Here is a 24,338-nt window from a genome sequence, read left to right as displayed (position 1 = left end):
TCCGCCGCCCCCGCCTGCCATGGCCGGGCTCCGACAGGACTGACGCCGCGCGGCTGCCGCCGGTTCCGCGAAGCGCCGCCTCACCCGAGGGCGAGGAAAACGACGGCCGACGCGGCGAAGCCCGCCACGGCGCCGGCGCACACCTGGCCGGTGGTGTGGTCCCGCAGCACCACCCGCGACCAGCCGACCAACGCGACGAGACCGGCCAGTGCCAGTGCCGAAGGCCCGTACACACAGGCCAGCATGGCGACACCCCCGCCGGAGACCGCGGTGTGCATCGAGATCTTCCACTTCGCCACCGCGGTGACCGTCGCGGTGACGACCAGGGTCGTCAGCATCGCCACGGTCGTCACGACCATCGTCCACGGCGCGCTGCCCAGCAGCAGGATCACCATTCCGACGGCGGTGGAGCCGAGGCAGACCAGGAAGACGACCGTACGGGCCTCCCGGTTGTTCACGTGGTGCGTGTCGTAGGTGCCACGCCGGGCACCGCGGGCGATGAAGGCCATCGGGACACCCGCCGAGAAGACGGCGACCACCAGTGCCCACAACGGCGTGTGCCAGGCGTGGAACCCGGTGGCCTTCGCCGACATCGCGGTACTGAGCAGGATGATCACCACCCACGGTGCGAGGACCTCGGTGACGATCCCGGCCACGCGAACGGATCCTGCGGCGGTGGGTTTGGCGGGGTTCACGGTGCGGACCTTCCGGGCTTCGAACGGCGGGCCGGGTGATTGTCCCCGGCCGTGGGGTTGCCGGGTCGCGGGGCCTGCCGCCGCCCCGCGGTGTCCGAAGTGGACCGGTGGGCACCGTGCACATCGGACCGTGGCCGGAGCGCCGATCTCCTTGCCGTGCGCCGTCGTCATGCCATTCCGGGTCTACGGTGCGCGGCTTGTCCGGCCGGTCCGCGGCGGCCGCACGGCTCACCTTTCGGTGAACCGTGCACGGCGGACGAGGACCCGACCTTCGTGCCGGTGACCGGCTCGGGGCGACCTCGTTCCGGTGGACCCCGCTGGTCGCGTCCATCCTGGTCGGCCGGTGACTTACCGATTCTTTGGTGGTACGAGTGTGCTGATACCTTGACGGGGTGGAGGCACAGTCGTACCACCAAAAGCAGGGTTTCCCGGTCGCGGTGCGGACGCTCGTGATCACCGTCGCGGTGCTGATCCTTGTCCTGATCGCACTGCCGGTGCAGATGATTCTCGATCCGTCGGGCACCACCGAGTCCGTGGTGCGGAACAACCCGCCGATGAGCCCGGCGGAGCTGGACACCGCGACCACGGCTGCGGTCGTGTTCGCCACCGCCGTGCACGCGGTCTTCGCGGCCGTCGCCGCCTGGCTCACCGTCAAGGTCCGTGCGGGGCGGCAGTGGGCGCGTGTCACCCTCACCGTCCTGATGATCGCGGCGATGCTGAACGGTATCGACTCGGCGACGGCCGGAGGAGAGTTCCTCGGCTGGGCGGTCGGCGGAATCGTGCTCGCGGCCGTGGTCGCGGTCCTGCTGTGGCTGCCGGCCACGATGCGCGAGTTCTTCGCCCGGCACCGCGACGGTGCCCGGCAGACGGCGTGATCGTCCTCGTGGGAGCGCGCGATCCCTTGGGGGAAAGGCAATCCCCGTGCCCCGGCTGATCGATCACGAGGAGCGGCGCGAGCAGATCGCCGAAGCCGCGTGGCGGGTGATCCTGCGCGACGGCGTCGGCGGCACCTCCGTCCGTACCGTCGCGGCGGAGGCCGGGCTGTCCACCGGCGCGCTCCGGCACGTCTTCGGCAGCCAGTCCCGGTTGCTGGTGTTCGCGCTGCGCCTGGTGGTGGAGCGGGCCACGGCGCGAATGGAGGCGCTGCGGCCCCGGGGTTCGGCGGTGAAGACCGTGGAGGCGATCGCCGCACAGATGCTGCCGCTCGACCGGGAGCGCCGGGCCGAGATGGCGGTCTACCTCGCGCTGTGCTCCGCGGCGAACTCCGACCCCGGACTCCGTGGTCCCCGGAACGAGGCGCACGAAACGCTGCGCGGCGCCTGCCGATGGCTGATCGGCCTGCTCGACAACGGCGTCGACCTCGCCCCGGACGCCGACCGGGAGTTCGAAGCGCTCCGCCTGCACGCCGTCATCGACGGCCTCGCCGCGCACGTGATCTACGAGCCGCCCCCGGCAGGCGCACGCTGGGCCCGGCGCGTCCTGGCCGGTCACCTCGCCTCGCTGCGCTGCCCCCCCGGCCACACCGGCTTGGTTGCCTGTTCCTCAGCGGCGGGGTGTCCGCTCGCCGTGTACCGCCGTGTACTCGGTGGCGAGCCAGGGGCCCAGGTCGTCCAGGAGCATCGCGAGAACCGCCGGGTCGGCCGAGGAGACCCGGCCGGCGGCCGCGGTGAGACGCATCTGCCCGGCGCGTTCGGGGTAGTAGTGGCCGAAGAGCTCCGCGGATTCGCCGAGGTCGCTGGTCCAGCCACCCCAGCGGGGCATGATCAGGGTGAATCCGGTACGGACCACGCGGCGGGTGACGCTGCGGCCGAGAGCCCGGCGCTCGTCGTCGGTGGTGGCCTCCTCGGCGCGGGCACGCCAGCGCGGGAGCAGGTCGCCGAGGTCGCCGTTCGTCTCGCGGGCAAGCAGTGAACTGGGACGGTACCGAGGCAGTCGCCCGGCCAGATCGTCGCCGAGCAGGGGTGTGCACAAGCAGGCGAGGAAGAAGCCCCCGTCATGGCGTTCGAGGTCGCCGAGCAGGGCGGGTGCGCTGGACAGTCCGATGCCCGCCCCGTCGATCTGGGGAAAGGCGCGGTCGAGTGCGGTCTCGATCGCCGTGGCGTCGGCGCGGTCGGTGCAGGAGGGCTCCTCGCGCAGGGCGAGCAGAAGGTCGAGGTCGGAGGTTCCGGGGGTCGCGGTGCCGCGCGGGACGCTGCCGTAGAGGTAGGCGCTGTGCAGTCGCGTGGTGCCGAACGTCGCCGTGATGTGGGCGCGGGCGGCGTCGACGACGGGGATGAACGCCGCGGGCACCCGTTCCAGGGCACCTTCGCGTGCGATCGTTCCGTCGTCGTTCAGCCCTCGTACGTTCACGGGATCACTGTGCCCGTCGCCCTCGTTTCCGCCGAGCACTTTTTCGGGTCCCTCCGTCCGTCGTCGAAGAACAGGTGGCTCGGCGCCCGGGTGCCGTACCGCCCGACACGGGGTGCCGTACCGCCCGACACGGGGTGCTGGGGCGCGTGACACGAGCGACGCACGGTCCAGACGCATTGACTCTCCACTGAAACCTTCGAATTGCTGCGGAGGGTTTTGGTGCGGTTTTCGCGTTTTATGTGGCGAAGTTCGGACGAAGTCTCCAGGCGGCTCCAATGAGACACTGGAACACGGCGCCGAGATCTTTCGGCCACCCGCCGAGCAGAGGAGCACCCGAGTGACCGAGGACGAGATCATCCGGTTCGTCGCCGGACTTCCCGGTGTCCGCGTCGAGACCGCGTCGCAGGAGAGCGGGGCACCCGAGGTGGCCTGGGGGGATTCGTTCGTCTACCACGATCCCGGCCAGGGCCCGGACGGGAAACCCGGCACCCCGGCACGGATGCCGTTCGTGACGATCGTGATCAAGGACTACCCGGGTGACACCGTCTCCGGAGTGGATCGTCCCGGGGTGTTCCGGCTGAACATCGCCGTCGGCAGGGAGCGCTTCACCGAACTCCTCGGCTACCCGCCCGCCGGGTACGCCGAGCGAGCCGACAGCGTCGACCATCGGTCGGTGGACCGCATCCACCCGCATCCGGTCTATGCGGCGCAGGGCTGGATCTGTGTCATGAACCCCGGGGAGGCCACGGCCGAGCCGGTGCGTTCCCTGCTGACCGAAGCGCACGCCCGGGCCGCCGGGCGGCACCGGGCGCGCTGAGCAGTCTGTCTACTGTGGACGGTCAGAAGGTGGAGGTGAGTACCGGGGCCCCGGCCGGGTCGGTGATCTCGAAGCCCTGTGCCTGGGCGCGCAGCACCGAGCTGTTGAGGTTGCAGGTCATCTCGGCGGCGCCGGTGCCGATGAACTCGCCCGCCGACATCCGGCGGCCTTCGGCATCGGTGATCGCCACCCGGTACGCCTGCCCCGGATCGAACCCGGACGCGGTCAGCCTGATCTCGACCCCCCAGGTGTGCGGGACGAGCTGAGCCGCGGCAACGATTCCGGGATCGGTGCCGTCGACCTCGACCGTCTCCAACGGGATCTCCGGCGACGCGGGCACGTCCGGGTGTGCCAGCCAGCCGACCGCCGCCCCGGCGGCGAGAACCACCACGGCGGCGGCCGCCGCCACGGCGTTGCGCGGGAACGCGCGGCGCCTGCCCGCCTCGGCTCGCACCCTGGCCGCCACCGTCTCGCCCAGTTCCGGTGGCGGCGCCGGGGACAGGTCCCCGAGCCGGGCGACGTCGACCAGCCGCAGGCTCTCGACCACCGGGGTGAGCTCGTCCAGTTCGGCCCGGCACGCCGGGCAACCCGCGAGATGGGCGTCGAGCGTGAGCCGCTCGCGTTCGTCGAGCTGGTCGAGCGCGTAGGCACCCAGCGACTCGCGCAGGGCGCGATGGGCATTGTCGTTCACGGTTCCACCCCCATTTCCTCCATGATCACCCGCAGCGACTTCAGGCCGTAGAACACCCTGCTGCGCAGCGTTCCGGTGGGTACGCCCTGCTCGACGGCGACCTCGGCGCATGGACGTCCGCGGAAGTAGGTCTCCACGAGTGCGGCTCGGTGCTCGGCGCTGATCCTGCTCAGTGCCTCCTCGATCAGCCAGGCGTTCATCACCTGCTCGTCGAAGCCGCGCGCGGGCGGGCCGTGCGGCTGGTCGGCGACCAGGCCGAAGGTACTCGACGGCCGGCTGACCGCGCGCCGGATCTGGTCGACGACCACGTGCCGGGCGATCGCGAACAGCCACACCCGCAGACTCGCCACCTCCGGATCGAACCGGTCCGCCGACCGCCACGCCCGCAGGAACACCTCCTGCACCACGTCCTGCGCCGCGCCCTCGTCACGCAACTGGCGCAGCGCGAAACGGTAGAGCTCCGGGCCGTGCGCCGTATAGGCCGCTCGCACCGCCTGCTCCGAGCGCAGGTCGGGTTCCGCGGTCCGCGTACCCGCCCGTCTGCTCGTGAACCTGCTCATCCGGATCCCCCTCATGGCCGTCGAGGTGTATTCGGCGCAAGTGGGTCCGGTGTTCACCCGGCGAGCCAGAAATATTTCCGAGCTTTCCGGTGAACGCCGGGGGCGGGCCGGGCGAATGCAGTGGTGCGGTCTCGCCCGGGGCCGCTGGGGAACCCAGGAGGAACCATGCGGAAGACCACAGTCGCCGTCGCCGTCGCAGCCGTACTCGCGAGCACGGCGTTCGGTGCGGGCACAGCCACGGCCGACAACCGGCCCGCCAAGAGCGACCGCGGCGACCTGCTCGTGCTCGGCACCGACGGGAAACTGACCACCTACGATTCCAGGCTGGCCCTGCTGCCCAAGAACAGCGTCCGGGTCACCGGGGTGGCGAAGGGCGACCGGCTCATCGGCATCGACGTCCGCCCCGCGAACGGCGCCCTCTACGCGATGTCGGCGAAGGGGCAGTTGCACACGGTGGACGCGCGAACGGGCAAGGCCACCACCGTCGGCGCTCCGGTGGAGCTTGCCGGTTCTGCGATCGGATTCGACTTCAACCCCACCGTCGACCGGATCCGGGTGGTCACCGACACCGGCCAGAACCTGCGCCTGGTGCCGGACACCGGCGCGCTGGCGGCCGCCGACGGCACCCTGGCCTACGCGCCCGGCGACCCCGCCGAGGGCCGCACACCGAAGGTCGCCGCCTCCGGTTACACCAACAGCGTGGCGGGTGCGACCAGCACCCTGCTCTACAACCTCGACGCCGGCCGGGACACCCTCGTCACCCAGGGCACCGCCCCCGGCGTGGAGCCGGTCGTCTCCCCGAACACCGGCCAGCTCTACACCGTCGGCAAGCTCGGACTGAATATCACCGCCGTCAACGGGTTCGACATCTCCGGAGCGGCCCCCGCGGGTGACTACGACGCGGGTGACTACCGCGGCGTCGCGGCTGTGCGGCTGGACGGGCTGCTCGGCCTGTCCGCGCTGGTCCGGGTCGACCTCGACACCGGCCGCGCGGGCATCGTCGCCCCGCTGCTGAGCGCTCCGGTCGGTATCACCTTCACCAAGTAGCCCGCTCCGGGCCGGGAGGCGGGCACGCCGCCCGGCCCGGCGGTCAGCCCGCGGACCCGGACTCGCTGCCGACGATGTGGTCGACGAATCCGTACTCCAGCGCCTCCTCGGCGTCGAACCAGCGGTCCCGGTCGGCGTCCGCGGTGATCCGCTCCACCGGCTGCCCGGTCTGCCGCGCGGTGATCTCCGCGATCCGCCGCTTCATCCCGCCGAACACCTCGGCCTGGATGGCGATGTCACTGGCCGCGCCGCCGATTCCGGCGGACGGCTGGTGCATCACCACCCTGGTATTGGGCAGCAGATACCGCTTGCCCGGTGTGCCGGAGGACAGCAGGAACTGGCCCATCGAGGCGACGAAACCGAGCCCCCAGGTCGAGACATCGGGCTGGATGAGCCGCATCGTGTCGTGGATGGCCATGCCCGCCGTCACCGATCCGCCTGGCGAGTTGATGTAGAAGGTGATGTCCTTCGCCGGGTCGTCCCCGGCGAGCAGCAGGAACTGGGCGGTGATCCGGTTGGCCACCGCGTCGTCCACCTCGGAGCCGAGGAAGACGATCCGCTCGCGCAGCAGGCGCTCGTAGACCGCGTCGTCGGCGGACGCGCCGGCGGCTCGCATCTCGGGCGCCGGGGATTCGGGGGTCAGCGACAGCGTCATCGGTACCTGCCTCGTTTCGGGCGTTGCTTCGGTGTACGGGTTCGGACAAGGTATGCGCGGGATGTCCGTGGTGGGGACGGTGTTCGCCCTCGGCGTTCCGATTTCGCCGAGGGCGATCCCGGCGGTCGCGTGGTCGCGGCATCCGGGACGGCGACTGTCCACATCAGACGGATTGTGCGATCAGGGACGGTCTTCGCCCCCGATCCCGGTCCGGGCTTTCCCGCGCCGCCCGGCGGTGGCGGGCTCATTCGGCCAGGACCACCGCCAGCTCGATGATGCCGAGCACGAGGAACAGCACACCCTCGCCGGGGCCGGTACCCAGTGCCCCGATGACCAGCCAGACGACACCGACACCGGCGAGGATCAACAGGAGCCCCGGCTCGGTCGCCGGACGTCGTGACGGCACCGTCAGGTCAGGCCGACATGGCGGGAGATGGCGGCCACGGCCCTGTCCCTGGTGGAGGTGTCGCGCGTCCAGACAGGAGTCAACCGGTTCGCCGCGATCATCAGCACGAGTCCGCGGCCGTCCGCGGTCTCGATGGAGAGCCGGGGTGGTGAGTCCGCGAACGCGCGCACCGCGACGATCTGCCGCAGCGGTAGCCGCCGGGTACGGCCGATACCACCGATCGGCTCGAACACCAGCTCCTCGTCCTCCAGCCGGAGCGTGCCACCGAGCCGGCACAGCCGCCCGGGCAGTGTGCGTCGCTGGGAGTACGGGAGGCCCGCGACCCAGACCCCGGTCACCGGCCGGCCCCGGGCGCCCGTGCCTGGATTCCCGTGCCGCCGGGGGCCCGGGTCTCGCCGCTCACGGGACCCGGACGACGGCCCTGCCGTCGCGCAGCGCCTGCTCGTCGACCGTTCCGAGCGAGTTCCCGCCCGTCCTGATCGTGTAGGACCCGTACCTGTCGGCGGTGCCCGGAATGGTGAACTCCAGCACGCATCCCGAGTCGCCCGCGGTGCCCCGGGTGATGGTGCCCGTCCCCGCGCGCAGCCCGGCCGGGTTCCACACCTCAAGGTCGCCGCCGGACCGCAAGGTGTCGCGTTGCCCCACGCCGGCACACGCCGCGTCCGTATCCCGGGTGTGCAGGGTGCCGTCGGTGATGACGATGCGTCCCGAGCCGTCGAAGCGTCCGCGTTCGATCACGCTGTCCTCGTGCCGCACGATCGCCCACACCGTGCCCGCCGCCGCGGCGACCGCCGAGGCCGCGATGATCAGCGGGAGTTGGTTGCGGCGGGTGGGGACCTCGGTCGAGCCGGTCACTGGCGTCTCCTGTCGTTCGGTTGCCGGGATAGTCGACGGGCGGCGCGAAGTGTTACCCCGGGAACGGCGGGCGGCTCGCCGCTGCGGCATAACGCCTGGCAGCGGGTTCTCCCGGCGAGTCGCGTCCGTGGTGGCTTGCCGTTTCGGCAACGGAACGTGCGCGTGGGAGCCTGCCGGGCGCATGCTCGGTCCATGACCGCACACACCCACCCCGGCTCAGGGCCGGACCACGACCACCGGCCGACGGCCGGGGACCACGCCACCAACGAGGAGTTCTGGGAGGCGTTCTACCGCGACCGGGAGCAGGTCTGGAGCGGCGAACCCAACGCCGCGCTGGTGAACGAGACCGCCGGGCTCACCCCCGGCACCGCTCTGGACCTCGGTTGCGGCGAGGGCGGCGACGCGATCTGGCTCGCCGCCAGGGGCTGGACGGTCACCGCCACCGACATCTCCCAGGTCGCGCTCGACCGCGTCGCCCGGCATGCCGGCGAGGCGGGCGTGGCCGAGCGCGTCGAGCTCCGGCGGCACGATCTCGCGGTCTCGTTCCCAGCGGGCACCTTCGACCTGGTGTCCGCGCACTTCCTGCACTCCTACCACGACATCCCCCGGGAGCGGATCCTGCGCAACGCCGCCGCGGCCGTCGCCCCCGGCGGGCACCTGCTGATCGTCGGGCACCTCGGATTCCCGCCGTGGGAGCACAACCCGCACCCGGAGGTGCACTTCCCGACCCCGGACGAGGTTGTCGCCGCGCTCGAACTCCCGTCCGGCGAGTGGGAAGTGCTGGTCAGCCGCGAACACGAGCGGATCCACGACGACCCGGAAGGACGGCCCGCCACCCGGCTGGACTGCACCGTCAAGATCCGGCGCCTGCCCGGCTGACCGTCCGAACCCCGGCACCCGGCCCGGGACCGGCGGCGCGTGAACTCCGCGCGCCCGCCGGTCCCGGGCCGTCCGTCGTGACACCGTCCGCGCCACGCCGTTGCCCAATTGACCGTGGGTGGTGGCGCTCCGGCCCCCGGTTCGGAATGCTGTTGCCGGGGCGCGGCCGGAAAGCGGACGGGTCCCCGCACGCGGGGGCGTGCACACGGCGCGCACAGGTGGGGTTCCGGTATGCCGGGGGGAGGGTCGCGATGCCGGTGAGCGACGACTTCGACGAGTACTTCACCGCGGACTTCCCGCTGCTGGTGGGGTTCCTCTGCAAGCTCGGATTCGAGATCGAAGCGGCCAGGGACGCCGCCACCGAGGCGATGCTGGACGCCTGCCTGCGGTGGGAAGCGGTCGAATCACCCGCCGCCTGGGTGCGCCGGGCCGGTTCCCGCCTCGCGGCGGAGCGGGTGGCCCGGCACGAAACCGGGGACGATCGGGCCGGGCGCGCGGACCGGTCTTGCCCGGACCGGCACGTGGAGGACAAGCTGATCGCGCTGGTCGAGAGCGCGTCGCAGGTGGTCGCGCTGCTGGCCCGGCTGCCCGAACGCCAGCGCGTCGTGCTGGCCTGGTCTCTCGACGGGTTCGGCACTGCCGAGATCGCCGAGCAGATCGATCTCGGGGAAGCCGACGTCCGGTCCGCCCTGCGCGACGCCCGCGCCCGCGTCGGCGAGCTCCACCGGGAGCGTTCCGGGGAGGACGCATGACGGAGGTGCGGGAGATGGACGACGCCGACCGTGAATCCGGCGGATGGCTGCGCGTCGCCGACGCGACCTTCACCGACGCCCTGCGCGACGGCCTGGACACCGAGGCGACGCTGTCCCGGATCAAGCACCGGGCGGGCGGCACCGAGCCTGCCGCCCCCGCCGATCTTTCCCGGCCCGGGCCCCCTGACGTCCCGGAGAACCATTTTCCGGACGAGTCCGTCGCCGCCGCGATGACCGGCGACCGTGCGGCGGTCGAGCGTCTGCTCGCATATGTGCGCCCGCTGGTGATGCGGTACTGCCGCGCTCGAGTTGGCAGGCAGGAGCGGAGTTTCGCTTCGGCCGACGATGTCGCCCAGGAGGTGTGTCTGGCGGTGCTCACGGCATTGCCCTCGTATCGCGATCAGGGCCGCCCGTTCCTGGCGTTCGTCTACGGCATCGCGGCGCACAAGGTCGCTGACGCGCATCGTGCGGCGGCGCGTAATCGTTCTGAGCCGGTGGCCGAGGTTCCCGATGAGGTCGAGGTCGGGGTCGGTCCGGAGCAGCGTGCGTTGCAGAGTGAGCTCAATGAGCGGATGACGCGTCTTCTTCATGTTCTTCCCGACAAGCAGCGCGAGATCGTGGTGTTGCGGGTCGTGGTCGGCCTGTCGGCGGAGGAGACGGCGGATGCGGTCGGTTCCACCCCGGGCGCGGTTCGCGTGGCCCAGCACCGGGCGCTCGCCCGGCTTCGCAGAGTTCTGGATGCCGACGACTCTCCGATGTAGCGGAGGAGAAGTAGCGGGACGGGTCCCGGCGCGGCCGAACGGGTGGTGCACCGTGGCCCCGTCGGGCCGTCCCGCCGGTCCGCACGGTGACGGCCGGAGCATGGACGGTCCACTGTGGATGAACCGTCCGTGCGCCGTTCACGCCGCCAGCGCCGCGATCGGCCGTGTTTCGGTCGCCCGCAGCGTCGTCGTGAACGTGGTGACCACCGCGACGGCACCACTGCCCGCGACGATGGCCAGGTACATCCACAATGGACCGGCGGGAAGAGCCGATCCGGTTTTCACGATGCTGAAGGGAATCGTGGTCGCCGCGGCCGCCACGGTGCCGAGGACGATCGCGATGCCCGCGGAGAGTGCGCTTTCCACCGTCACCATCCGCAGCACCTGACGTCTGGTCGACGCGGTCAGCCGCAGCAGACCGAACTCGCGGCGGCGATGCCAGGTCGCGGCGACCAGCGTGTTCGTGACGGCGATCGTGGAGAAGGTGATGATCATGGCCACCACGAGGTAGTTGGCCGCGGCGAACTGCGGAGCCACCTCCTCGGCGGCCGCGCCCCCGGTGCCGGCGGTGGAGTCCTCGGTGCTCTGCATGTAGAGCGTTCCGGCGGCGATGCCGACGAGCAGCGCCAGCGGGCCGACGATGCTGCCCGAGCGGGCGGCGCGGGCGCCGAGGTTGCGCAGGGCGAGCCTGCCGACCGCGCCCGGCGCGCCGGGCGCCGCCCTGGCGGCAAGTGCGACGACGGCCGGGCTGAGCAGTGCCAGGCCGATCGCCACCGCGATGCAGGCGGGTCCGGCCGCGGCTGCCAGCAGCGGGCCGTTCGCCATGAACAGTGTGCCGATCCCGGACCCCACGCCGAGCAGTACGAACCCGAGGCCCGCGTACCGGGCCGGCCGGGACAGAACGGCGGCGGACACGGGCGCGTCGGCGGCCTCGGCCAGCGCGAGCACCGGGGCGACCTTCCCGGCCCTGCGCCCGGCGAGCAGGGCCGCCGCGACCGCGGACAGCAGGGCCACCGCCGCGCCCGCGGTCAACGGCCGCCAGCCGGCGACGAGTTCGATCGGCCCGCTCACCACGCCGACCGCGCCCATTCGGTCGAGCAGAAAGGAACCGAGCGCGATCCCGGGCAGCACACCGGCCAGCACCGCGGGCAGCGCGACGGTGGTCGTCTCCGCCAGCACCGTCGTCCGGATCTGCGCCGCGGTGGTGCCGATCGAGCGCAGCAGGGCGAGTTCCCGTTCCCGCTGCCGGATGACCAGTGCGATGGTGGACACGACGCCGTACACGACGATCGCCATCGTCCAGCCGCCCATGATCGCCGCGAGGATCGCCAGCGATTCCGTGCCGTCCCCGGTGCCGGCGAGACCGGTCTCCGCCAGCGTGGCGAGCGCGGTGAGCAGGGCCGTCCCGGCGAGGAGCACCCCGGCCGGGGCGAGGTAGGAGACGGGTCGTGCGCGAACCGTCCGCAACGCCAGCCGCCACATCATCGGCGTCCGCCGTTCGTTCCGGCGGGCGCGCCCAGCGTCGCCATCCGGGACGCGACCGCCCCGGCGTCGGGCCGGGGCATGGTCTCGACCACGCGCCCGTCGGCGAAGAACACCACCGCGTCCGCGATCGAGGCCGCCACCGGATCGTGGGTGACCATCACGATCGTCCGACCGGCCGTGTCGACGGCGCCCCGGAGCAGACCCAGTACCTCGGCGGCGGACCGGCTGTCGAGGGCACCGGTCGGCTCGTCGGCGAAGATCACCGCGGGCTCGCTCAGCAGTGCCCTGGCGATCGCGACGCGCTGCTGCTGTCCCCCGGACAGTGTGGCGGGCCGGGAATCGGCGTGCGCGGCGAGCCCGAGCCGGGTGAGCACCCTGGTCACCGCTTCGGCGCCGGTTCGCCTGCCGGCGAGTTCCGCTGGCAGCGTGACGTTCTGCCGCACGGTCAGGGTGGGCACCAGGTTGTAGGACTGGAACACGAAGCCCAGCCGGTCGCGGCGCAGCCGGGTCAGCTCCGTCTCGCCCAGCGCGGTCAGTTCGGCACCGTCGACGTTCACCGAGCCGGACGTGGGCCGGTCCAGCCCGGCCGCGCAGTGCAGCAGCGTGCTCTTTCCCGAGCCGGACGGCCCCATCACGGCGGTCAGGGTGCGGCGCGGGAAGGCCACCGTCACGCCGTCGAGCACGGTCGCGGTGGTGCCACCCGTCCCGTAGACCTTGACGACGTCGCGCAAGACCACGCTGTTCCGTGGCGAGGCGTCTTTCGGCGCCGATGAAAAATACAGTGTACGAGTCATAAATACACCGTACTCGATCGATGCCGCAGATGCCTATCCCGGTATCGAAAGCACTTATAGAGCTGGTAAAAGCCGTATTCGAGGCGTATTTTCGGTCCGGCTGACTCAGTCCGGTAAGCTTTCGTCACAAGCGAACCGTTCGTGACGAAAAGGGAGTGTGGGCCGGTGGGTTGCAGCGTGTGCGGCCGGGCGCTGCCGCCGTCCGGCCGGGGCAGGCCCGCCCGGTACTGCTCGCGCGCCTGCCGTGCCCGCGCGTACCGGGACCGGGTCGCCGAGAGGCAGCAGCTCGACGTGGACCTGCCCGAGGAGGCGGCGGCGCTCACCCCGGAGCGGGTGGTGCGTGCCGCGATCGGGCTCGCCGACCGGGAGGGTGTCGCCGCGCTGTCCATGCGGCGGGTGGCGGCCGAACTCAATGCGGGTCCGATGTCGCTGTACCGCTACGTGCGGGGCAAGGAAGAACTCGGCGGCATGATGATCGACGCCGTCTTCGGCGACCGGCCGCTGCCGGAGCCCGGTCCGGCGGGCTGGCGGAACCGCCTCGAACTGTCCGCGCGCCGCGAGTGGGAGATCTACCTCGACCACGCCTGGGTTCCGCAGTTGGCCACCATCACCACCCGGCCGCCGCTCGCGCCGAGGATGATGGCGTACACCGACTGGCGGATCCGCGCGGTCGACGGGCTGGGGCTCGACTTCGCGACGATGGTGCGCATCGCGATCATGGTGTCCACCCACGTGCAGGGTGCCGCCCAGCCGCTCGCGCGGGAACGCCGCGAGCGCAGCACCCGGGAGGAGTGGCTGCTGGTCCGCCGTGGCCCGATCCGGGAGACCTTCGGCTCCGGTGCGCTGCCGATGATCGAACGTTTCGACGACGACGCCCTGCGGGCCTCCGAGCCGGACAGCGTCTTCGAGTTCGGTCTCCGGTGCCTGCTCGACGGGGTCGAGCGGCTCATTTCGTCCTGAATCATCGGCCTTGCCGCGAACGGGATTATCGACGCTCGGCGATTCGGTCCGAGAAATCGATTACCAGTAAATCCGTAGACGTCGCGAATTGCGCGTGCTCGCTCCGGTTCCCACTGCGCAGGAATTCGCGTACTCGTTCCCGGTGCCGAACTCGGCCGCCTTGCGGACTCTGTAGAACTATGTATCGACCGGGCTTCGGGGGCTGTCCGGTCGACGCGTGTGTCACGGCCAACCCGGTGTCCTACCGGAGGATGACGTGCGTGGTGCCAGCTTCGTGCCAGAATGGGCGGCTCCGAACGCGCAGTAGTGATCGATTCCGACCGTGCCGACGTTGGAGGAATGTTCGTGCCGATCGACGTTTCGCTTTTCGAGGCGATTCCGGGACAGCTCGTACAGGCATTCGGCGAGGATCCCGACTATCTGGGCCGTGTGGCGGGCACATTGCTGGGCCATTCGCCTTCGGTGATAGCGGTAAAAGACCGCCATTTGCACTATCGGTACGCGAATCCCGCGTTCCATCGATATCACGGGACGACACGTGCCGAGATCGTCGGCCGCACCTTCACCGATCTCTTTCCCGGGCACGACGAGGGGGCGCTCGCGGCCGCGGAGGAGTCGGTGCTCGAGACCCGGGCACCGCGCCGGTTCGACTGCCCGCTGCCGCGCCGCATCGGTACCGGCCATGCCACCGGCTGGGTCTTCGCTCTCGATCCCGTCGGTTCGGCGAGCTGGCTGGGCCTCGCCTACGAGGACACCAGCGAACTCGTCGACAGCAGGGTGGCCGCCCGTGCCGCGGAGCGCCGCTACGAGGATCTGTGCCGTCGCGCCGAGGTACCGCTGGTCGCGTTCAGTCCGGTCGGCAGGGTGGTCGGAGCGAATCCCGCCTACTGTGAGCGCTCGGGTTACGCCCTCGACGAGCTGCGGTCGCTGCGCACCGCCGACCTGTTCTCCTCCTCGGCCGTATCGGCCGGTTCCCTACCATGGCGGGACCTGTTGTCCGGTAAAGATTCCTCGTTCCGTTCGCCGGCGAGGATGCGGCGAAGTGACGGCACGCTGACCGCGGTCCACGCCACCGTCACCTACGTTCCGGGGGCCGACACGCAAACGCCCCGGGTGTACTGCGCGCTGGATCCGGTCGATGCCAGGGCGCCGGTGGGCGCACGGCCCGGTGGCCCGCTGCTCGGTCTCGTCCCCGGAGTGCGGCTGGACCGGACCGAACGGCAGGTGATCGAACTTCTGGCGGAGGGCAAGGCGAACACCGCCGTCGCCCGCAGGCTGGCGCTCTCGCGCACCGGGCTGGACTACCGGCTCGCCCAGTTGCGCCGCAAGCTCGAGGCACCGAGCCGCGCGGCGATCCCGAGTCGCGCCTACGCCCTCGGGCTGATCGAGCCCGGGGTCTGGCCGCCGCGCGTGCACCAGCCGCCAGACCGGTGACAAAACTACTGATCAGTTGGTGATTTTCATGCAAACGCACGGTGTACGGCTCTGTACCTGGCGTCGACCGGCCGTAAAATTGCGCGATACCGAAGGTCCGTGACGCCGCAGACCCGGTCCGCGAAGGTGACTGCGAGGACGTGCTTGATGCCCGACATCGAGATCGCCGAACTGACGCGAGAACTAGGCCACCGTGCGCCGTCGATCGCGGCCGAGGCCTACCAGCTCGCGGAGGCCCGGCTGGCCACTTTGCCGCGGATGCCCGTGTCGCTGCGCCGGGACCTGGCCGAGGTGGTGGTGATCGGCACCGAGCGGCATCTCGAACTCGCCGCGACCACCGAGGGCTTCGACGAAGAGGACGTGGACTACTTCCGGGACGTCTGCCGCCGGGCCGCCGCGTACGGCCTGCCCGTGCACGAGTTCCTCGCCCTCTGCGACTCCTGCCACGCCTTCGTCGCCGCGACCCTGTGGGACGGCGCCGATCCGGACAGCTTTCCGGTCGTGGGTGTCGTGCTCGACCGGGTCACCGAGAACCACGCGCAGTTGCTGACCGACGGCGCGAGGGTCTACCTGTCCGCGGTGGCCGACGACGGTGCCGGCGTCGGCGGCGCACTGGTGCAGGCCGCGCTGGACGGTCAGCTCACGCCACTGCTCGCCGGGGGCGCGGGGATCAGCCTGCCCTCCGGCGGTTTCCTGGTCGCCGCGGTCCCGGAGGGGAACGCCGGGGCGGACGAGGTGCGCCCGCCCCGCCCCGGTCGCGGCGGTACCGTCGACGACCCGCTGTGGCGCTCCGGTGATGGGGAACTCTGTGTGCTGGCCCCCCGGCGCGGGCAGGACGACACCCGGGCCGAGGCCGCCGCCTGGGATCGGGTGGCCCGGTTGCTCAAGCGGGCCGGGGCCGAGCTTCCCGCCGTGGCCGTTCCGTGTGCCTCGCTCGACGAGGTGCCCGCGGCGGCCCGCACGGCGCGGGAACTGTCCGCACTGGCCCGCACGGCCAGCCTGCCCGAACGGCTCTACGGCCCGGACGCGCTGCTGGTGGACCAGTGCGTCGCGCGCAGCCCCGAGGTGAGCAGTGGCCTGCGCACACTGCTCGGCACGCTGCGCGAGGGTGCGGGCCTGATCGACACCCTGCGCGTGCTGTACCGGATGGACCTGCACCGGGGCCGTACCGCGCGGACGCTCGGCGTGCACCGGCAGACCCTGAACTACCGGTTGCGGCGGATCGCCGAACTCACCGGCTTCCACCCGGTGTCCGCCCGCGGAATCGCCCTGTTCGCCGCGGCGCTCGCGGCGGACGTGGCCGCGGGCCGGGACGTCGCGGCATGAACACCACCGCGACCCTGCCGCGTCGGCTCGCCGGAATGCGCTCGGCCGTCGTGCGCGACGCGCTGGCCCGGGTGCAGGAACAGTTTCCCGGCCTTGCTCGTCTGTGCACAGTGGACGGTCAGCGGATGGCAGGCATGGCCGCTTCGGTGCTGCGGTCGGGTTTGCGCCCCCTGGACGCCCAGGTCGATCGCGGCTGGCTCGGCCGCTGCGCGGAGCTGGCACGCTGGTGCGCCGGGCACCAGGTCCCGCTGGACGATCTGGTGCGGGCGCACCGGCAGGCGACCAGCACCGTCCTGTCCGCGGTCTGGCGTTCGTGCGGCCCGGGGGAGAACCCGGCGGCGCGGGTGCTCGCCGGCCGACTGCTGGCCGACACCAAACTGGTCACCAAGGTCGTCTCCGACGCCTACCTCGGCAACCTGTGGCTCGGCATGGGCGACGGGGCGCAGCGCAGGCACAACACCGCGGCACTGCTCGCCGGGACGCTGCCGGACAACCAGCCGGACGCGCCCGGCGGCTACCTGGTCGCCGTCCCGGCCGTCCCGGACGCCGCGCCGGGCGAGGAGCCGCCGATCGCGCTGACCGTGGAGGTGGAGCACCGGCTGCGCACGGTGCCCGGGGTGCTGCATCTCGTCTCCGGCCACGAGGTCGCGCTCGTACTGCCGCTGACCGAACCGGGCAACGAGGCACGCCAGCGCGGTGAACGCGCGCTGGCCGAGGCGGTGGGCAAACTCGGTGGCCTCGCCGTCACCCCCGCCGGCTGTGCCTACGCCACGACGGCGACGCGCGTGCCGCAGGCCGCGGGGTCGGCCCGCGATCTTGGCCGCCTCGCCGGCCCGGCCCCCGTCGACGGCCCGCTGGTCTCGACCGGCGATCTGTTGCTGGAGCGCGCTTTCGACCGTTACGACGATCTCGCGGCCAGAATCCGGGGACAACTCGACCCGCTGTGGGGAGAGGTCGACCTGGTGGAGACGCTGCGCCACCTCTACGACCAGGACCTCGACCGCACCCGTACCGCGTCCGCGCTGCACATCCACCGGGCCACGCTGAACCACCGCCTCAACCGTATCCGGGAACTGACGGGCATCAAACCGACCGGTGTGGTCGGTATCCGGCTCTTCTCCGCCGCGCTCACGCTCGCCGACGGGGCCGCCTGACCGTCCGTCCACAATGGCCTGAACAGCCCAAGGGCGGGCCGGAGCCGATGTGACCGTGCACCGGTTTCCCTGCTGTGACGGCGACTTCCCGATTCCGGACTTGACGGTACGGCCGTGCCGCATCGGCCGTCCATGTGTCATCCGGCGCGGTTGTGTGGGCACCGGCCCGGCATTTCGCGCACGGCTCGGTGTGTGCCGGTGGTCGGTTTCACCATTGTGCGCATCGGATGCGGAGAGGATTTCACATCTGTCCAGTAGCCCACCGTGCGCGGCGAACCAAGGATGATGACGTGCTCCCTCGGCCCAGCCGGCGGACACGACTGCAGCGAAGTCTTATTCGACTAGCGAAGGGTCTGTATCGATGGACAAGCTCGTGTCCTACACCAACGCGGTGTCCGAAGACATGTTCGGTGAACTCGAACTGGCGGTCGACGTGCGTGACATGTCGGCGGCGACCCCGTGCATGGCCACGCCCGCGGCTGTCGCAGCAGGCGCCACCCTCGGTGCCGCGGCCTTCGGTGCCGGCTTCGGCATCGGCTACGCCTACGGCTGATCACGCCCCAACCTCGTCTCCCCCCAACTAGCGACTGGAGAAACCCATGTCCAACCTGGCTGACAAGGTCAACGCCGACCGTGAGCTCGCCCGCACCCCGCTGCTGGCGACGGAGCCGCAGCACGTCGGGGCGCTGACCCCGGTCCTCGCCACCCCGGCCGCGTTCGGTGCCGGCCTTGCCGGTGCCGCCGCCGTGGCTGGCACCTTCGGTGCCGGTTACGTCGCGGGCAACGCCATCGGCGGCTGAGTCGTGCCAGGTGGGGGGATCCCGGTCGGGTCTCCCCACCGCGGCCGGTGATCGTCCGATGCTGTCCGGTCCACATTGTCCGGTCGAGGTGGAGTGAGGAAGGCGAGTTCGGTGCGACGGATCTCGAAGCTCGTGAAAGTGGTGACGACGCCGGTACGGATGGACCGCTCCCGGGCGACGACGATGGTGGAGCGGCTGAGTGCGATCACCCACCTGGTGGCCAGCCTGGAATACCTCGCCACCGAACGGGACAGGCGGCACGGCGGCTTCAACAACTGGCGGATCGCGAAACGGACCTTCCATGCCCGTTCGCCGCGACTGGCCAAGGTGTTCGACCTGGCCGCGGAACCCGGCAACACGCGACGACTGCACGGCGCGCGTGCCCTCGCCGCGGCCTCCCTGCAGCTGCCGCTGCCCGCGAAGGCTCGCCTCGCGGCCGACGGCGTGATCACCGCGTCCACGCTCTCGCTCTATCCGCGCCATCACTACGGTACCGACGGTTCCGACCAGGTCTCGTTCCTCTGCCAGGCGGTCGTCACGATCTCCCGTGCGGGCGGGCGCAACTCGCGGATCGTGGACGCCTGCCTCTGGTTCGTCGCGCTCCAGTCGGTGCTGTCCTACGCCGTGTCCGGCTGGGTGAAGGTCGCCAGTTCGACCTGGCGTACCGGCGAGGCGGTCACCGGCGTCATGCGCACCCTGACCTACGGCGACCGTACATTGTGGACTCTTCTGCGCAGGTACCCGCGGGTCGCCAAGGTGCTGGGCACGGGCGTGCTCGCCCTGGAGTGCTCCTTCCCGGCGGTGTTCCTCGGGCGCGGCAGGCTCACCCCGGCGTTCGTCGCCTCGGCGGCCTCCTTCCATCTCGCGAACGCCCGGTTCATGGCGCTGGGCCGGTTCTTCTGGGCGTTCCTCGCGATGCACCCCGCTGTGCTGTACGTGACCGGCCCCCGGCAGGTGTCCGGGCCGCGGCGGGACGACGTCCTCCCGGCCGTCTGCGGTGCTCTCGCCGCCGGTTTCCTCGGCGCCGGTCAGGTCGCCCGCAGCCGGACCCGCGCCGTGGTGCTCGCCGGCCGCCCGGGCGAGGAGCGGTTCACCGCGCCCTCGGGCAACGTGCTGTCCCTGCGGCGCACGGAGGCCTCCGCGGGCGGGGACGCACCGTTGCTGGTGCACTGCAACGGACTCGCCGCCACGGCCGAGCACTGGGAATGGATCGTCCGCGGCCTCGGCGACCGGTACGACACGGTCACCTACCAGCGTGCCGGGTACGGCCGCAGCGTCCGCCACGACGTGGACGAGGACACCCTCGGCACCACCATCGACGATCTGGTCGCTCTCGTACGGCACGTCGCGGGCTCCCGGCCGGTGGTACTGGTCGGGCACAGCCTCGGGGGTTATCTCGCGCTGCGCGCGGTGGAACGGCTCGCCGGCACGGTCACCGGCCTCGCGCTGCTCGACTCCAGTCACCCGGGCGAGCTGAACCGCTCGGACCGTCAGCGGCAGGGCAGCGAGACACTGACGAGCACCCTGCAGCTCATGCCCCGCTCGCTGCACCTCGGGCTCGGTCTGCTGCTGAAGCAGCCGGAGTGGGTCGACCGCATGCCCGAACAGGTCCGGGAACTGGCGCTGGCGCAGTATCGGGACGCGCAGTTGTGGACGGCGGGCCGCCGGGAGTGGCGCGCCACGCTGGCCGACTTCGACGAGTTCGACGGCACCCTCCCGTCGTGTCCGGTGCCCGCACTCGTGCTCACCGCCGGGCGCACGGCCGACACCGACCCGGTGCAGTGCGAGCTGCACGACGAGCTCGCCGCGAACGCCACCGAGTCCGTCCGGCACGTGGTGTCCGGAGTGGACCACGATCAGATCCTGACCGACCAGGACGCCGCCACCCGCGTGGTGGGACTGATGGCGGACTTCCTGCGGGGTCTGTCCGACGATCAGGAGGGAAGCCGCGATGTCGACGCTGCGAGCTGAGAAACGCCGCCGTGGCCTGACGGAGCTGGCGGTACTCGCCGGTCTCGCCGGGTGGTTCGGCGCCACCGCCGCCAGCCAGCACCCGCAGCGGATCTTCGACCGCATGCGCGAGTTCGACCCGACCGGGCTGATCGTGGCCAACTGGCGGTTCTTCGCGCCGGAGCCCGCCCGGCACGACTTCCACCTGCTGCACCGCGTGCAGAGTGCCGACGGGTTCCAGGGGCCGTGGGAGGAGACGACCACGATCGCCCCGCGTGCCGCCGTGCAGACGGTGTGGTTCCCGGGGAGACGGCGGGAGAAGGCGTTGTTCGATCTGTGCAACGAACTCCTGGTGCACCTCGGCACTCCGGGCCTGGACATCACCCGTTCGCCCTCGTTCGCTCTGCTGCGCGACTTCGTCGACGTGACGGTGCGCGAACGGCACCGGGCGGGCCCGGCGCCGAGGGGCTTCCAGTTCCTCATCGCCCGGCACACCGGACACGAGCAGGACCTCGATCCCGACTACCTGCTGGTGTCGCCGTTCGTCCCGCTGGCCGCCGAGGACTGACCCGGCGGGTCCTCTCCGGTCACCCCACTCCCCAAGACGCTGGGCGATCCCCGTTTCCTTGCCTTGTGGAACCGCCCACGACGCGATTCCCTCTCCGGCGAAGGGGCGCACCCCTCTTCTCCCGGAACGTGAATCGCCTTATGTCGACGTATTGCGCTGGCTCCCAGCGCAATACGTCGACATATTGCGGGGATCCGGGACGGTGTGGGACGGGTTGCCTGGAACTGGGTGGCGGGTTGAGCCGGGCCTGCTCGTGGGCTGAACGGGCCGCCCAGCTTCGGTAAGCCTTACGGGGTGCCGGTCATCGTCGAGTCCGTGGCCGGTATGCCGTCGCGGAGTTCACCGCCGTCGATGGAGACGTCGGTGAACACGAACGGCAGGCCCGCGCTCAGCCAGGTGTGCGGCGAATCCATCAGGTGGAAGTGCAGGTGCGGTTCGCTGGAGTTGCCCGAGTTGCCGCACTCGCCGAGTACCTGCCCCGCCTCGACCCGGTCGCCCGCGCGCACGGCAACCGATCCACGGCGCAGGTGGGCCAGCACCGCGTAGACGCCGTCGCCGACGTCGAGCAGCACGTGGTTGCCGACCACACGCCGGGTTCCGAGCAGTTCCCGGACCATCCCCTCGACCATCATGTAGGCGACGGCGGCGTTCCCGGAGCGGGCCCGGTGATCGCGTGCGGAGTCGTGGGTGCGGACCACCGTGCCCGCGCACGGCGCGAGCAGCGGCCTGCCGAACGCGGGATAGTCGCCCGGATCGCGGAACGCAGGCCCGGAGCCGAATTCCGGCCTGCTGCCGTCCTCCGGCGCGTACACCAGGTCGATCGCGAAGGACTGGCCGAGGCTGTGTGTGCCGTGGCTGGGCACGCCGGACTCCGGACTGTTCGCCGCCAGCCACCGGCCGGTCGCCGGCACCCGGACCGGACGCGGTGCGATCGTCGGCCGGTAGGGCAGCAGGGTCAGGACCATCCCGGCGACGAGCAGCGCCACGCCGGTGGTGGTGCCGGTGGCGACGGCCGCGGCGGGCAGGACGTCGCGGGGCAGCAGCACGGAGCCGAGCACGCTCACCGCCAGCAGCGTCAGGCCGATCGCGAGCCCCGCCCCGCGTATCCGGGACGCGCACACGAACCACGCCGGAGGCCGCTGGGTCTGCGTCGCCGTCATCGAACCGCCTTCACCATCGCCGTCACCGCACCGGCCGTCGACCGGCACGTGGGCACTGTCCCATCGCCCGGTGGGTGGATCAACTGTGCGTGTGGCGCGCTCCGGCGGCCGCCGCGCGGCACCTGACCGGGGGCGCCGTCACCGGCGGCGCCCCCGGCGCCGGTCAACTCAGGTGGTGGACCTTCTGCACGCCGTGGACGGGCGTGTCGATCCCCTCGTACCGAGCCTTGAGCTGCAATGCCAGGTACAGCGAGTAGTGCCGGGACTGGTGCAGGTTCCCGCCGTGGAACCACAGCGCCTCCTGCTGGGTGGGCTTCCACATGTTGCGCTGCTCGCCCTCCCACGGGCCGGGATCCTTGGTGGTGGCCGAACCGAGCCCCCACACCTTGCCGACCTTGTCGGCGACCTCCTGTGAGATCAGGTCGGCCGCCCAGCCGTTCATGGAGCCGAACCCGGTCGCGTACACGACGAGGTCCGCGGGCAGTTCGACACCGTTGGAGAGCACGACACCGTTCTCGGTCAGCCGTTCGACGTCCACCCCGGACTGGAGCTTGATGTCGCCGGACGCGACGAGTTCGGAGGCGCCAACGTCGATGTAGTAGCCGGAGCCCCGCCGCAGGTACTTCAGGAACAGGCCGGACTCGTCATCGCCGTAGTCGAGCAGGAACCCGGCACGTTCGAGCCGGTCGTAGAACTCGGCGTCCCGCTTGCGGATCTCGTCGTACACCGGGATCTGGAACTGGTGCATGATCCGGTACGGCAGCGAGGCGAACGTGAGGTCGGCCTTCTGCGTGGTCATTCCCGCCTCGACGGCCTCCTCCGAGTAGAGGTCGCCGAGCGCGATCGTCATCAGCGAGTCCGACTTCACGATGTGCGTCGACGAGCGCTGCACCATCGTCACGTCGGCGCCGTTCTCCCACAACGCGGCGCAAATGTCGTGCGCGGAGTTGTTGGAGCCGATCACCACGGCGTGCTTGCCACGGTAGGCGTCCGGGCCGGGGTGCTGCGAGGAGTGGTGCTGGTCGCCGGTGAACACCTCGGCGCCCTCGAACGCGGGCAGGCTGGGCTTGCCGGACATGCCGGTGGCGAGCACGAGTTGCCTGGGGCGCAGGGTGATCTCGGTTCCGTCGCGTTCGACGACGACCCGTCATTCCCGTGCCGCCTCGTCGTAGCGGGCACCGCGGCACTCGGTGGACCCCCAGTAGTTGATCTCCATGACCTTCGTGTACATCTCCAGCCAGTCGCCGATCTTGTCCTTCGGCGCGAAGACGGGCCAGTTCTTCGGGAAGTCGATGTAGGGCAGGTGGTCGTACCAGACCGGGTCGTGCAGGCACAGCGACTTGTAGCGGTTGCGCCAGGAGTCGCCCGCGCGCGGATTGCGTTCGACGACGATGGTCGGCACGCCGAGCTGGCGCAGCCGCGCGGCCAGCGCGATGCCGCCCTGGCCACCGCCGACGATCACCGTGTCCGGCTGCGTGCCGTGACCGAGGTCCTCCGCCTCGGCCTGCCGCTGTTCCAGCCAGGACTTCCGGTTCGGATCGGCGCCGTGCTCGGCGCCCTTGGCGCGCCGGTGGTTGGCCGGTTCCTCGTGCCCGATCAGCTCGTGCATGGTGGTGAGCAAGGTCCACGCCTTGCCGTCCCGGATCCGCAGGTGGCCGACGCAGCGGCCGACCGAGGTCTCGAAGGCGATCCAGCTTTCGGTCACGCCTTCGCTCTCGGTCGCCTCGCCAAGGTCCCCGGCGATCCGGAGCCCGTGCGGGCGCACCCGGTCCAGGGTGGCGGTGAGCATCTCGTGGATGCCGGATCGCCCCTCGGCGGTGAAGATGTTCCAGGTGAACGCGATCAGGTCACGCCAGTAGCTGTCCTCGGCGAACAGGTTCGCGGTCGCGTCGGCGTCACCGGCCGCGGCGGCCGTCTCGAAATCGGACAGCCAGTCGCGCACGGTCGTGGCGGCCTCGGTGTCCACCAGGTTTGCGGTCATCGGGCGACTCCAGTTCTCGTCGGTGGTGTGGTTGCGTGCGTGCGCGGCTTCCGGAGGTGCGCACGGGTTCCGCGCACCTCTCGCCGTTCGATCCGGCGCGGTGGACCTTCGTGGCGGCTGTGCGTGCGGCGTCTCGCTCGCCAGAGGCGGACGGGCCGTGGGGGTTCCGGGCCGGGGCGGCGGGGCTGGTCACCGGGCATCGTCACCTGACTTCGTCGTCGGGGTTCTGGTCCGCCAGCACAGCCTGTGCCGGTGGCCG

General features: G+C 71.3%; 25 protein-coding genes and 2 pseudogenes. 15 read left to right on the top strand and 12 right to left on the bottom strand.

Annotated elements, in window-relative coordinates; all coding sequences use genetic code 11:
• Window positions 1-80 precede the first annotated feature (80 nt).
• Window positions 81-656, bottom strand: coding sequence for a hypothetical protein (locus CFN78_RS17875; RefSeq protein WP_240519521.1), 576 nt, complete (start codon window positions 654-656; stop codon window positions 81-83).
• Window positions 657-1,087: 431 nt separating this feature from the next.
• On the opposite strand from CFN78_RS17875, the gene CFN78_RS17870 reads away from it, so the two are divergent.
• Both CFN78_RS17870 and CFN78_RS30345 read left to right on the top strand, forming a co-directional pair.
• A complete protein-coding gene (locus CFN78_RS17870) occupies window positions 1,088-1,570 on the top strand; it encodes a hypothetical protein (RefSeq protein WP_094863955.1) in 483 nt (160 codons plus the stop codon).
• Window positions 1,551-2,186, top strand: a pseudogene (locus CFN78_RS30345) (TetR/AcrR family transcriptional regulator); the annotation flags it as partial. The gene CFN78_RS17870 and the pseudogene CFN78_RS30345, both read left to right, overlap by 20 nt.
• Before the next feature lie 51 nt (window positions 2,187-2,237).
• Here CFN78_RS30345 and CFN78_RS29815 read toward each other — a convergent pair.
• Window positions 2,238-3,044, bottom strand: coding sequence for a nucleotidyltransferase domain-containing protein (locus CFN78_RS29815; RefSeq protein WP_094864009.1), 807 nt, complete (start codon window positions 3,042-3,044; stop codon window positions 2,238-2,240).
• 337 nt (window positions 3,045-3,381) lie between these two features.
• Here CFN78_RS29815 and CFN78_RS17855 point away from each other — a divergent pair, with 337 nt between their 5' ends.
• Entirely contained in the window at window positions 3,382-3,861 is a 480-nt protein-coding gene (locus CFN78_RS17855) for a DUF6194 family protein (protein WP_094863953.1), read from the top strand.
• A 22-nt stretch (window positions 3,862-3,883) separates the two neighbouring features.
• Here CFN78_RS17855 and CFN78_RS17850 read toward each other — a convergent pair whose 3' ends face one another.
• Both CFN78_RS17850 and CFN78_RS17845 read right to left on the bottom strand, forming a co-directional pair.
• The gene (locus tag CFN78_RS17850) at window positions 3,884-4,552 is read right to left on the bottom strand and encodes an anti-sigma factor family protein (RefSeq protein WP_240519520.1); all 669 of its coding nucleotides are present in this window, start codon (window positions 4,550-4,552) and stop codon (window positions 3,884-3,886) included.
• Window positions 4,549-5,112 carry a sigma-70 family RNA polymerase sigma factor gene (locus CFN78_RS17845; protein ID WP_094863951.1) on the bottom strand — a complete coding sequence of 188 codons (564 nt, stop codon included), beginning with the start codon at window positions 5,110-5,112 and terminating at the stop codon, window positions 4,549-4,551. Before CFN78_RS17845 ends, CFN78_RS17850 begins: the two co-directional genes overlap by 4 nt.
• Window positions 5,113-5,277: 165 nt before the next feature.
• On the opposite strand from CFN78_RS17845, the gene CFN78_RS17840 reads away from it, so the two are divergent.
• Window positions 5,278-6,159, top strand: a complete 882-nt coding sequence (locus tag CFN78_RS17840; RefSeq protein ID WP_094863950.1) for a DUF4394 domain-containing protein — start codon at window positions 5,278-5,280, stop codon at window positions 6,157-6,159.
• A 43-nt stretch (window positions 6,160-6,202) separates the two neighbouring features.
• Here CFN78_RS17840 and CFN78_RS17835 read toward each other — a convergent pair whose 3' ends face one another.
• From CFN78_RS17835 to CFN78_RS17825, 4 genes are all read right to left on the bottom strand, one after another.
• Window positions 6,203-6,775, bottom strand: coding sequence for a ClpP family protease (locus CFN78_RS17835; protein WP_276307338.1), 573 nt, complete (start codon window positions 6,773-6,775; stop codon window positions 6,203-6,205).
• Window positions 6,776-7,058: 283 nt separating this feature from the next.
• Entirely contained in the window at window positions 7,059-7,220 is a 162-nt protein-coding gene (locus CFN78_RS29210; protein ID WP_165777600.1) for a hypothetical protein, read from the bottom strand.
• 2 nt (window positions 7,221-7,222) lie between these two features.
• Window positions 7,223-7,558: a hypothetical protein gene (locus tag CFN78_RS17830; protein WP_094863948.1), complete on the bottom strand. Its 336-nt coding sequence runs from the start codon at window positions 7,556-7,558 to the stop codon at window positions 7,223-7,225.
• Between the two features lie 61 nt (window positions 7,559-7,619).
• Complete coding sequence (locus CFN78_RS17825; RefSeq protein ID WP_094863947.1) at window positions 7,620-8,075, bottom strand: hypothetical protein; 456 nt, start codon at window positions 8,073-8,075, stop codon at window positions 7,620-7,622.
• A 192-nt stretch (window positions 8,076-8,267) separates the two neighbouring features.
• Here CFN78_RS17825 and CFN78_RS17820 point away from each other — a divergent pair, with 192 nt between their 5' ends.
• From CFN78_RS17820 to CFN78_RS17810, 3 genes are all read left to right on the top strand, one after another.
• Entirely contained in the window at window positions 8,268-8,954 is a 687-nt protein-coding gene (locus CFN78_RS17820) for a class I SAM-dependent methyltransferase (RefSeq protein WP_094863946.1), read from the top strand.
• A gap of 251 nt (window positions 8,955-9,205) precedes the next feature.
• The gene (locus CFN78_RS17815; RefSeq protein ID WP_094863945.1) at window positions 9,206-9,706 is read left to right on the top strand and encodes a sigma factor-like helix-turn-helix DNA-binding protein; all 501 of its coding nucleotides are present in this window, start codon (window positions 9,206-9,208) and stop codon (window positions 9,704-9,706) included.
• A gap of 230 nt (window positions 9,707-9,936) precedes the next feature.
• On the top strand, window positions 9,937-10,467 hold the full coding sequence (locus CFN78_RS17810) for a sigma-70 family RNA polymerase sigma factor (protein WP_094864008.1): 531 nt from the start codon (window positions 9,937-9,939) through the stop codon (window positions 10,465-10,467).
• Between the two features lie 138 nt (window positions 10,468-10,605).
• Here the strand turns inward: CFN78_RS17810 and CFN78_RS17805 are convergent, their stop codons facing one another.
• Together CFN78_RS17805 and CFN78_RS17800 are read right to left on the bottom strand one after the other, a co-directional pair.
• Window positions 10,606-11,952 (bottom strand): FtsX-like permease family protein, encoded by a 1,347-nt coding sequence (locus CFN78_RS17805; protein WP_094863944.1) that lies wholly within the window; start codon window positions 11,950-11,952, stop codon window positions 10,606-10,608.
• On the bottom strand, window positions 11,949-12,746 hold the full coding sequence (locus CFN78_RS17800) for an ABC transporter ATP-binding protein (protein ID WP_094863943.1): 798 nt from the start codon (window positions 12,744-12,746) through the stop codon (window positions 11,949-11,951). Before CFN78_RS17800 ends, CFN78_RS17805 begins: the two co-directional genes overlap by 4 nt.
• A gap of 165 nt (window positions 12,747-12,911) precedes the next feature.
• Between CFN78_RS17800 and CFN78_RS17795 the strand changes: the two genes are divergently transcribed.
• The 8 genes from CFN78_RS17795 to CFN78_RS17760 all read left to right on the top strand — a co-directional run bounded on the left by CFN78_RS17795 (window position 12,912) and on the right by CFN78_RS17760 (window position 20,938).
• Window positions 12,912-13,706 carry a TetR/AcrR family transcriptional regulator gene (locus CFN78_RS17795; protein ID WP_165777599.1) on the top strand — a complete coding sequence of 265 codons (795 nt, stop codon included), beginning with the start codon at window positions 12,912-12,914 and terminating at the stop codon, window positions 13,704-13,706.
• Window positions 13,707-14,051: 345 nt separating this feature from the next.
• Window positions 14,052-15,140, top strand: a complete 1,089-nt coding sequence (locus CFN78_RS17790; protein WP_165777598.1) for a helix-turn-helix transcriptional regulator — start codon at window positions 14,052-14,054, stop codon at window positions 15,138-15,140.
• A gap of 147 nt (window positions 15,141-15,287) precedes the next feature.
• Window positions 15,288-16,466 carry a PucR family transcriptional regulator gene (locus CFN78_RS17785; protein ID WP_094863940.1) on the top strand — a complete coding sequence of 393 codons (1,179 nt, stop codon included), beginning with the start codon at window positions 15,288-15,290 and terminating at the stop codon, window positions 16,464-16,466.
• Window positions 16,463-17,620, top strand: a complete 1,158-nt coding sequence (locus CFN78_RS17780; RefSeq protein ID WP_094863939.1) for a PucR family transcriptional regulator — start codon at window positions 16,463-16,465, stop codon at window positions 17,618-17,620. The genes CFN78_RS17785 and CFN78_RS17780 overlap by 4 nt, the downstream gene beginning before the upstream one ends.
• Window positions 17,621-17,981: 361 nt before the next feature.
• Window positions 17,982-18,173 carry a hypothetical protein gene (locus tag CFN78_RS17775; RefSeq protein WP_094863938.1) on the top strand — a complete coding sequence of 64 codons (192 nt, stop codon included), beginning with the start codon at window positions 17,982-17,984 and terminating at the stop codon, window positions 18,171-18,173.
• A gap of 46 nt (window positions 18,174-18,219) precedes the next feature.
• Window positions 18,220-18,420, top strand: coding sequence for a hypothetical protein (locus CFN78_RS17770; protein ID WP_094863937.1), 201 nt, complete (start codon window positions 18,220-18,222; stop codon window positions 18,418-18,420).
• 111 nt (window positions 18,421-18,531) lie between these two features.
• Window positions 18,532-20,391 carry an alpha/beta fold hydrolase gene (locus tag CFN78_RS17765; protein ID WP_094863936.1) on the top strand — a complete coding sequence of 620 codons (1,860 nt, stop codon included), beginning with the start codon at window positions 18,532-18,534 and terminating at the stop codon, window positions 20,389-20,391.
• Window positions 20,372-20,938 (top strand): hypothetical protein, encoded by a 567-nt coding sequence (locus CFN78_RS17760; RefSeq protein ID WP_094863935.1) that lies wholly within the window; start codon window positions 20,372-20,374, stop codon window positions 20,936-20,938. Before CFN78_RS17765 ends, CFN78_RS17760 begins: the two co-directional genes overlap by 20 nt.
• 287 nt (window positions 20,939-21,225) lie before the next feature.
• On the opposite strand, the gene CFN78_RS17755 is transcribed toward CFN78_RS17760, so the two are convergent.
• Window positions 21,226-22,098, bottom strand: coding sequence for a M23 family metallopeptidase (locus tag CFN78_RS17755; RefSeq protein WP_094864007.1), 873 nt, complete (start codon window positions 22,096-22,098; stop codon window positions 21,226-21,228).
• 163 nt (window positions 22,099-22,261) lie between these two features.
• Window positions 22,262-24,079: pseudogene (locus CFN78_RS17750) on the bottom strand (flavin-containing monooxygenase).
• Window positions 24,080-24,338: the final 259 nt, after the last annotated feature.

The sequence above is a fragment of the Amycolatopsis antarctica genome (assembly GCF_002262875.1).
Classification (GTDB): Bacteria; Actinomycetota; Actinomycetes; order Mycobacteriales; family Pseudonocardiaceae; genus Amycolatopsis; species Amycolatopsis antarctica.
The sequence above is the reverse complement of the archived record's forward strand: the minus strand, read 5'-3'. Positions and strand labels throughout refer to the sequence as shown.